Below are 6,053 nucleotides of genomic sequence, written 5' to 3'. Positions count from 1 at the left end.
GCGTTAAACGCAGAAAGCCCCTTCCGAAGAAGGGGCTCTCTGATCTTACTAAAAGGAGTCCGGCGGTGTCCTACTCTCCCACAAGGTCCCCCTTGCAGTACCATCGGCGCTGAGAGTCTTAGCTTCCGGGTTCGGAATGTAACCGGGCGTTTCCCTCTCGCTATGGCCGCCGAAACATTTACCACACACGGGCCCTGAGGCCAGCGGTGAAGTCTGTTTCAGACCATGCACCCACCCCACCCCGAAAGGCGACGGCAGACGACTGTCTGTTCAATTGTTCCCGACCGTATTTCGGGAACCACATAGTGGACGCAAGCAGCTTTCCCCCACCTCTACAGGGAGGGAGTGTTGTCAAGTTATCGGCTTATTAGTACCGGTCAGCTCCATGGGTCGTTAGTCCCCACTTCCACATCCGGCCTATCAACCCAGTAGTCTAGCTGGGAGCCTCTCACCCCGAAGGGTATGGAAATCTCATCTCGAAGCCGGCTTCCCGCTTAGATGCTTTCAGCGGTTATCCGTTCCGAACGTAGCTAATCAGCGGTGCTCTTGGCAGAACAACTGACACACCAGAGGTTCGTCCATCCCGGTCCTCTCGTACTAGGGATAGATCTTCTCAAATTTCCTGCGCGCGCAGCGGATAGGGACCGAACTGTCTCACGACGTTCTAAACCCAGCTCGCGTACCGCTTTAATGGGCGAACAGCCCAACCCTTGGGACCTACTCCAGCCCCAGGATGCGACGAGCCGACATCGAGGTGCCAAACCATGCCGTCGATATGGACTCTTGGGCAAGATCAGCCTGTTATCCCCGAGGTACCTTTTATCCGTTGAGCGACAGCGCTTCCACAAGCCACTGCCGGATCACTAGTCCCGACTTTCGTCCCTGCTCGACTTGTCAGTCTCACAGTCAAGCTCCCTTGTGCACTTACACTCGACACCTGATTGCCAACCAGGTTGAGGGAACCTTTGGGCGCCTCCGTTACTTTTTGGGAGGCAACCGCCCCAGTTAAACTACCCACCAGGCACTGTCCCAGAACCGGATCACGGTTCGTAGTTAGATATCCAAAGTGACCAGAGTGGTATTTCAACAATGACTCCACCTGAACTAGCGTCCAAGCTTCACAGTCTCCCACCTATCCTACACAAGCCACTCCGAACACCAATACCAAGCTGTAGTAAAGGTCACGGGGTCTTTCCGTCCTGCTGCGCGTAACGAGCATCTTTACTCGTAGTGCAATTTCGCCGAGTTCGCGGTTGAGACAGCTGGGAAGTCGTTACGCCATTCGTGCAGGTCGGAACTTACCCGACAAGGAATTTCGCTACCTTAGGATGGTTATAGTTACCACCGCCGTTTACTGGGGCTTAAATTCTGAGCTTCGCTTGCGCTAACCCTTCCTCTTAACCTTCCAGCACCGGGCAGGCGTCAGTCCGTATACATCGTCTTGCGACTTAGCACGGACCTGTGTTTTTAGTAAACAGTCGCTTCCCACTGGTCTCTGCGGCCTTTCCCGCTCCGGGAGTAAATCCCATCACGGTTCCGGCCCCCCTTCTCCCGAAGTTACGGGGGCATTTTGCCGAGTTCCTTAACCACGATTCTCTCGATCTCCTTGGTATTCTCTACCTGACCACCTGAGTCGGTTTGGGGTACGGGCGGCTTGAACCTCACGTCGATGCTTTTCTCGGCAGCATAGGATCACTGATTTCCCCCATACGGGGTACGCATCGGATCTCAGGCGCATTGACGACGGATTTGCCTATCGTCAGCCCTACATCCTTACACCAGGTTCACCTTACGGATACCATCGCCTGGCTCAGCTACCTTCCTGCGTCACACCTGTTAATACGTTAACCGCACCAGCATGGGGTCGAGCGTTAGACCGGCCGGCATCACCCCGAAGGGATCCACTCAGCCGGGTTAGGACTCTTAGCACCACTGGATTAGCTTGGGCGGTTCTTCGCCGGTACGGGAATATCAACCCGTTGTCCATCGACTACGCCTGTCGGCCTCGCCTTAGGTCCCGACTTACCCAGGGCGGATTAACCTGGCCCTGGAACCCTTGGTCTTTCGGAGGACGGGTTTCTCACCCGTCTTTCGCTACTCATGCCTGCATTCTCACTCGTGTGGCCTCCACGGCTGGTTTACACCGCCGCTTCACTGGCCACACGACGCTCTCCTACCACTCCGTACGACTGAACCACGAAGGCTTGTCTATAATACGAAATCTACAACTTCGGTGGTGTGCTTGAGCCCCGTTACATTGTCGGCGCGGAATCACTTGACCAGTGAGCTATTACGCACTCTTTCAAGGGTGGCTGCTTCTAAGCCAACCTCCTGGTTGTCTATGCAACTCCACATCCTTTCCCACTTAGCACACGCTTAGGGACCTTAGTTGGTAGTCTGGGTTGTTTCCCTCTCGACGATGAAGCTTATCCCCCACCGTCTCACTGCTGCGCTCTCACTTACCGGCATTCGGAGTTTGGCTGACGTCAGTAAGCTTTTGGGCCCCATCGGCCATCCAGTAGCTCTACCTCCGGCAAGAAACACGCAACGCTGCACCTAAATGCATTTCGGAGAGAACCAGCTATCACGAAGTTTGATTGGCCTTTCACCCCTATCCACAGCTCATCCCCTCCATTTTCAACTGAAGTGGGTTCGGTCCTCCACGACGTCTTACCGTCGCTTCAACCTGGCCATGGATAGATCACTTCGCTTCGGGTCTAGGACATGCGACTGTATCGCCCTATTAAGACTCGCTTTCGCTACGGCTACCCCACACGGGTTAACCTCGCCACATATCGCTAACTCGCAGGCTCATTCTTCAAAAGGCACGCTGTCACCCCTACAAGGAGGCTCCAACGGTTTGTAAGCAAACGGTTTCAGGTACTATTTCACTCCCCTCCCGGGGTACTTTTCACCTTTCCCTCACGGTACTTGTCCGCTATCGGTCATCTGGGAGTATTTAGGCTTATCAGGTGGTCCTGACAGATTCACACGGGATTTCTCGGGCCCCGTGCTACTTGGGATCCCCATTCAGCCAGCGCCAGCATTTCGGCTACGGGGTTCGCACCCTCTATGACCAGCCATTCAAAGCTGTTCGCCTATACTGCGCTGTAACTGCTCCTGTCCGGCAGAACAGGACAACGGGTCCCACAACCCCGACCATGCAACGACCGCCGTCTATCACACATGACCGGTTTAGCCTCTTCCGATTTCGCTCGCCACTACTGACGGAATCACTGTTGTTTTCTCTTCCTGTGGGTACTGAGATGTTTCACTTCCCCACGTTCCCTCTACCCACCCTATATATTCAGGCGGGAGTCACCAGGTCAAAATGCCTGGCGGGGTTTCCCCATTCGGAAATCCTCGGATCAGGGCTCGATTATCAGCTCCCCGAGGCTTATCGCAGATTTCTACGTCCTTCTTCGGCTCCAGATGCCAAGGCATCCACCGTTTGCTCTTAGAAACTTGACCACAAAGTTGCTGCCAGCCGAAGCCAGCAGCTCAGTGTTATCTCATTCGCCAACCACACCCCCGAAGGAGCGGGTTGGTCTAAGAAATTGCACTTAGTATCACAAACAACCACCCGACCCGAAGGCCAGATACTGTCTGCGACTAAGATGCTCGCGTCCACTGTGTAGTTCTCAAAATACGGGCGGGTCCCATACTCACCCTGCGAATAATGCAGGACTCATATGGCCCAGAGGAGTTCAACCCCCCACACCGAAGCGCAGGGAAGTTTGGTCCCTCAGGACCCAACAGCGTGCACACTCCCCACCTCAGACACCCTCACGTTCCAAACACCCGAAGATGTCGTACTGATGCTGATGCCCTCACCGGAGAGCCATTGTCAATGTTCCACCCATGAGCGCCAGCCGGAGACATTCGCTCCGAAACTGACTTGACCAGAAAATCCCTGTGTAAACAGCAGGGCTGGTACATGCTCCTTAGAAAGGAGGTGATCCAGCCGCACCTTCCGGTACGGCTACCTTGTTACGACTTAGTCCTAATCACCAATCCCACCTTCGACAGCTCCATCCCACAAGGGGTTAGGCCACTGGCTTCGGGTGTTACCGACTTTCATGACTTGACGGGCGGTGTGTACAAGGCCCGGGAACGTATTCACCGCAGCGTTGCTGATCTGCGATTACTAGCGACTCCGACTTCATGAGGTCGAGTTGCAGACCTCAATCCGAACTGAGACCGGCTTTTTGGGATTCGCTCCACCTTACGGTATCGCAGCCCTTTGTACCGGCCATTGTAGCATGCGTGAAGCCCAAGACATAAGGGGCATGATGATTTGACGTCATCCCCACCTTCCTCCGAGTTGACCCCGGCAGTCTCCTATGAGTTCCCACCATTACGTGCTGGCAACATAGAACGAGGGTTGCGCTCGTTGCGGGACTTAACCCAACATCTCACGACACGAGCTGACGACAACCATGCACCACCTGTATACCGACCTTGCGGGGCGACCATCTCTGGACGTTTCCGGTATATGTCAAGCCTTGGTAAGGTTCTTCGCGTTGCATCGAATTAATCCGCATGCTCCGCCGCTTGTGCGGGCCCCCGTCAATTCCTTTGAGTTTTAGCCTTGCGGCCGTACTCCCCAGGCGGGGAACTTAATGCGTTAGCTGCGACACGGAGACCGTGGAATGGCCCCCACATCTAGTTCCCAACGTTTACGGCATGGACTACCAGGGTATCTAATCCTGTTCGCTCCCCATGCTTTCGCTCCTCAGCGTCAGTTACGGCCCAGAGATCTGCCTTCGCCATCGGTGTTCCTCCTGATATCTGCGCATTCCACCGCTACACCAGGAATTCCAATCTCCCCTACCGCACTCTAGTCTGCCCGTACCCACTGCAGGCTGGGGGTTGAGCCCCCAGATTTCACAGCAGACGCGACAAACCGCCTACGAGCTCTTTACGCCCAATAATTCCGGACAACGCTTGCACCCTACGTATTACCGCGGCTGCTGGCACGTAGTTAGCCGGTGCTTTTTCTGCAGGTACCGTCACTTTCGCTTCTTCCCTACTAAAAGAGGTTTACAACCCGAAGGCCGTCATCCCTCACGCGGCGTTGCTGCATCAGGCTTGCGCCCATTGTGCAATATTCCCCACTGCTGCCTCCCGTAGGAGTCTGGGCCGTGTCTCAGTCCCAGTGTGGCCGGTCACCCTCTCAGGCCGGCTACCCGTCGTCGCCTTGGTGAGCCATTACCTCACCAACTAGCTGATAGGCCGCGAGTCCATCCTTGACCGAAATTCTTTCCAACTCCTAGCCATGCGGCTGAAGCTCGTATCCGGTATTAGACGCCGTTTCCAGCGCTTATCCCAGAGTCAAGGGCAGGTTACTCACGTGTTACTCACCCGTTCGCCACTAATTCCTGGAGCAAGCTCCAGTTCATCGTTCGACTTGCATGTGTTAAGCACGCCGCCAGCGTTCGTCCTGAGCCAGGATCAAACTCTCCGTAAAAGAAAAAACAGTCCAACCGGAATAGGCCGGAACTGCTGAATTTGATGCTGACCAAAGAACAAAACAATCTGACGATTGTTGTTGTCCATCAATCTCAAAGAAACCTAAACACCACTCACAACCCCACCGAACGGTGAAGCCACAAGCAATGCCAGGGTATAATTTGGCATTTGACAATGTGCACGCTGTTGAGTTCTCAAGGACCAAACGCACCAGAAACCCGACCTTATGAAGGCCATCGTCCGAGGCAGCTGTGAAACCTTAGCACCAGATTACAATCCGTAAAACCAGTGACAATCACTCCCGAAGAAGCAATCCGTTCCCGTGGGAACGAGGCACTAACCTACATCATGTTTTCCAGTGTTGCAACTTGCTTGGTCCGAGGCCGTAATGGCAACTCGAGGACTTGGAAGCCGGTCACACTTGAGTTCCGGTGAGCTTCGCTCCGCCGAACCTTTGGGGTGACAAGAAAGAACCTTACACGGACAATCCGCCACACGTCCAAACCTCCACGCATCCCGGGCGTGTCGCCGCCGAAAACCCCGGAAACATCACGATCCCGCCCCAGAACGCCGCACACGGC

General features: G+C 54.8%; 3 rRNA genes. All 3 read right to left on the bottom strand.

Features of this window, described 5'->3' with window-relative positions:
• Positions 1-57 precede the first annotated feature (57 nt).
• Positions 58-174: ribosomal RNA gene (rrf, locus tag SOM13_RS15310) — 5S ribosomal RNA — on the bottom strand.
• Positions 175-347: 173 nt separating this feature from the next.
• A 23S ribosomal RNA gene (locus SOM13_RS15305) occupies positions 348-3,471 on the bottom strand.
• 477 nt (positions 3,472-3,948) lie between these two features.
• Positions 3,949-5,470, bottom strand: a 16S ribosomal RNA gene (locus tag SOM13_RS15300).
• The 16S, 23S and 5S rRNA genes sit together here, the layout of an rRNA operon.
• Between the last annotated feature and the right edge of the window lie 583 nt (positions 5,471-6,053).

This window comes from Frigoribacterium sp. CFBP9030 (assembly GCF_034045195.1).
Lineage (GTDB): Bacteria > Actinomycetota > Actinomycetes > Actinomycetales > Microbacteriaceae > Frigoribacterium.
This window is presented reverse-complemented; position numbering and strand designations above follow the sequence as displayed.